Genomic DNA, 3,974 nt, shown 5'->3' with positions numbered 1-3,974 from the left:
TGTCAGTCTGTAGAGCGACCATAAGACCAGAACAGAGTAAATCTGTTAAGGCAGGTGCGAAAAATCCTTCGGGAAAGAAGCAGAAACCTAAATCGTGAGGTTTGGGAATCACCGTCCGTTTACGGCGGTGAGGATGTCAAGCCTTGATTGAGCAGCGACGAAAATCTTTTCAGGACTCGTAGCGCCGATAAAGCCGCTGCAACTTGTCATAGAAACGCTTGCGGACTTTTTCCGGGGAGATCAGCAAGCAATCTTCTCCGTAGGGAAGAATTTCGCGGAAAAACCAGAAGCTACTCGTTATCTGTCGGGTAATCTGCCGGACGAGGGGATCGTTCGAGATCAATTCGTTGGCGATATCGATAGCGGTTTTAGTCCGGTACGATCGAGCTAATCCATCGAATAGCTGAAACTCGGCCGACACACTATCAAGCTGATTGCGCCATTTGCCCCTAGGGATCGGGGTAATTAAGGAATCGCTGGGGATTCGATCGATCCGTAAACTCCAATTATGCTGTAGTTCGGAAATATCTTGATTTCCCTCGGTTTCCTCGCACCAACAATCGAGATATAAGCGATCCTCGTGACGATTGATAGCGGCATGGTAAAGATGGAATTCCCAGATTCGATCGCCGGCATCCTGATAGGATAACTGAAACGGTTGTTGTCGGAGAATGCAGCGATCGAGTTCCAGCCGCCATGGTGGGGGAGGATTATCGAGGCGGCCTTCTAGCTCTTTCCGTAAGGGGCCTGACAGTTCGCTCCGTTCTAATAGTAGTTTAGTTAGTTCTAGGGCGATGGGGATTTGCCCAGCATCGATGAGAGAATCGATCGCCTGTTGGAGCATCTGCAAGCGAGCGGGCTTCCAGTCGTGATTAGGAGCGATTTTAAGTTTATTATGGGCAATTTCTTTGATTAACTTCGATATATTCGGTTTATCTCCCCAAAATAGCCCAAATTCACTGGCAAGGATTTCTAGGGACTGTTTTTCTTTTTCACTGACCGATAAAGTGATTGATTGTCCTATCCGGCTCATAGTTTATAAGTGTACGGACACTTTTTCTGTTAAGGTACTTGTCTATCCCTATTATCGTGGGTACTATGGAAGATAGCAAGAAGTTACGGACAGAAATTCATGGTAAATTATCAAGTAACGCTCAGGCCAGTCTATTCCTGTCCCGCAGACGAGATACCAGACGGCATCAAGGTTCCGCAAGGATGGCGGTTATCGTGGCATCAGGTGGAGACGTGGAAAGCACTCAACGATCCCGATATCGATGTGATTTTCAATACGGCCATGACGGGGGACGGGAAAAGTCTAGCGGCCTACCTGCGAACTTTGCAAGGATATTTCCCGATTATGGGACTCTACCCAACCAACGAACTGGCGCGGGATCAGCGGGGTCAGATCGAGGCATATATTCAACGATTTCAACCAACGGATCAACCCCGGGTCAATCTTTTAACCGGGCCCGAGTTGGAATTGTACGCCGAACGGGATGGGAAAACGAAAGCGATCGCTCTAGAGACTCGATCGAAACAGTCGGAAATTCTCTTAACTAACCCCGATATTTTCCATTATCTGCATCGGGGGGCCTATTTAACCCCCTACGATAACCCCGATCAGCTATGGAACCGGATCGATAAACATTTCGATCTCTTCCTATTCGATGAATTTCACGTTTTCGGCACGCCACAGGTCGCCAGCATAATCAATACCATGCTTCTAATCCGACGGGCCAATCGTGGGAAACGATACCTGTTTCTATCCGCAACTCCCGACGAGGGTTTACTAAAACGATTGGATAAAGCGGGGTTTCGCTATCGATCGATCGACCCGGTAAGAGAAGGAAAATACCGGTTTCCCGATACCCCAGAAGAGGCCAATTCCCTCGCTCAAAGGGGATGGCGACAAGTAACCTCGGAAATCGAGCTATCTTTTATTCCCTTACCGTCGAGTTTTCAAACTTCGGAAAATTGGTTGAAAGAAAATAAAGAGCGAATTTTAGACTATTTTAAGCGATACCCCGGCAGCAAGGGCGCGATTATTCTCAATTCGATCGCTTCGGTTAAACGTCTGCTGCCGATTTTCCGAGAATTATTGGCGACTATCGGTTTAACAGTGGGGGAAAATACGGGTCTTTCGGGAACGCGGGAGAAGTTGGCATCGTTAAATCGTGATCTGGTGATCGGAACGAGTACCATCGATGTGGGGGTGGACTTCAAGATTAATTTCCTCATTTTCGAGTCGTCGGATGCGGGAAATTTTATTCAACGTTTCGGCCGTTTAGGCCGTCACAGCGGCTACGATCGAAAGGGAACGGCGGTAAAATTTACTAACTTCACAGCGATCGCTCTGGTTCCGAAATTTTTCCTAGAACGGTTATTCGAGAAGAAAGACGCACCGTTACAAGTCGGGGAACGGTATGACCGAATTCAGCTACAGGAGGCGATCAAGAGTAACTACCGTCATATCAATAATTTCGAGGGTTATTACCAACGTTGGGGAGCGGTACAATCATTTCAACTCTGGTGGAATTTAGGGAGTCCGAAGATCAAATCCCAATACGGGGAAAGTCGCCAGAAGTTTCAACAGGAATGCGAGGAGGTTTTCGATACCAGTTTAAAACGGGTCGCCGGTCGGGTGAAAGGATGGGCCGACGAATGGAAGGAGTTATCGGGGAAAAGCGGTAATCCGATTTTCGAGGATGCGTCTAGTTTTCGCGGGTCGAGTCCGTTACTATGCGGGTTATACGATTCGACGGAACCAGAGGAATGCGATCGCTTTAAAACCTACGATTTACCCAGTATTCTCGGTAATCTAGAGGTGGAGGTGTGGAGAAAAGGCGAGTTTAAGCGCCAGATCGAGGCCACGAAAACACCGATCGCGCGCAGACGTTTCGATTATTGTCTCACGTTTCTGAATTTAAAGGGGTATCGAGAGGAACGGTTAAACTGGCGCTTTACCTACGACGGCGATTTAGGCGAGATTGCCTCCGCGTGGAAAGTACAGGTTTTGACGGGAATCGGTGTTTGGCAACCGGATAATCCTTGGCTCGATCGAATTAGTCGGGAGTTACGGGATCTGGCTCTGGTTAGCTTCGTTCTTGCCTATCCCGTCGCTGCAGTTCGCCAACGCTTACAACTGCCGATGCACTTTGGTATCTATCCGATTAGTGACGAGAGTAGTATTCATTTTCCCCTGTCACCCTATTCTATAGCGATCGGTCAATCGGCTTTGTTGTTGGATACTCTCGCTCATCGGTTCAAAGGTCAAGGGGGTGAGGTGTGGATCTGTTGATGCCGTTTGAGGTCACTAAACAACACTTATCAGGAGATCGATAACCATGAATAATCCTAACGCTCGTTCCCACAAGGAACCGATAGACTTGATCGAGATCCATGAAAAACGAACGTATATCAGCAATCTCGACCCAGAAGAGCGCGAATTGCTCGAACTGTACGAACAGGGGGAATGGGTATCCAAGTTGACCCCTGAACGAGTTAAGGAATTGCAGTCTTACGTTGAAGTAACTTGGGAAGAGCGCAAAAGAGACATTAGGCGTGAGGATGAGCTATGAATCCCTAAGTAGGGATTATCGGGACAAAAAAGAAAAGCGCACGCGAACACGACTATAGAACATAGTTTCAATCCCTGATAGGGGTTCGGAATCGACAGTGTGCCTTGTCCCATGGTTACTATAACAGATAGTTTATTTACCGTCTATGTCCTATATTCGTGAGAGAAACTTGACTTTTGCTCGTTCTCAAAGTATCCTAAAGAAGGTGAAATTCTGATCACTATTTAGAAAAGCGTTCGGGAATACGAGTATAGGACTACTTCCTTGCCCTCCTTACATGATAAGCTTTTACGCATTTAAGTTACATTGACAGCATTACCCTTATTTTTAAGTTTTCTACTCCATTTAATAATCAATCCCCCTTCATTTAAAAGCTGATTGACTACTTTTTCCAGT

The 3,974-nt window shown here is 47.0% G+C and carries 3 protein-coding genes; 2 read left to right on the top strand and 1 reads right to left on the bottom strand.

The window, feature by feature from the left end:
• Nucleotides 1–169: 169 nt before the first annotated feature.
• Entirely contained in the window at nucleotides 170–1,033 is an 864-nt protein-coding gene (locus IM477_RS07160) for a WYL domain-containing protein (protein WP_287731125.1), read from the bottom strand.
• A 99-nt stretch (nucleotides 1,034–1,132) separates the two neighbouring features.
• Between IM477_RS07160 and cas3 the strand changes: the two genes are divergently transcribed.
• Entirely contained in the window at nucleotides 1,133–3,298 is a 2,166-nt protein-coding gene (gene cas3 / locus IM477_RS07155; protein ID WP_287731124.1) for a type I-D CRISPR-associated helicase Cas3', read from the top strand.
• A gap of 46 nt (nucleotides 3,299–3,344) precedes the next feature.
• Nucleotides 3,345–3,578: a hypothetical protein gene (locus IM477_RS07150; protein ID WP_287731123.1), complete on the top strand. Its 234-nt coding sequence runs from the start codon at nucleotides 3,345–3,347 to the stop codon at nucleotides 3,576–3,578.
• Nucleotides 3,579–3,974 lie beyond the last annotated feature (396 nt).

The organism is Microcystis sp. M090S1, assembly GCF_020246295.1.
Taxonomy (GTDB): domain Bacteria; phylum Cyanobacteriota; class Cyanobacteriia; order Cyanobacteriales; family Microcystaceae; genus Microcystis; species Microcystis aeruginosa.
Note: the sequence above shows the minus strand (reverse complement) of the source record. Positions and strands in the feature narration are given on the sequence as shown.

Coding starts and splice junctions, on each gene's coding strand:
- IM477_RS07160 (WP_287731125.1), bottom strand. CDS start 1,033: ATGAGCCGGATAGGACAATCAATCACTTTATCGGTCAGTGAAAAAGAA.
- cas3 (WP_287731124.1), top strand. CDS start 1,133: ATGGTAAATTATCAAGTAACGCTCAGGCCAGTCTATTCCTGTCCCGCA.
- IM477_RS07150 (WP_287731123.1), top strand. CDS start 3,345: ATGAATAATCCTAACGCTCGTTCCCACAAGGAACCGATAGACTTGATC.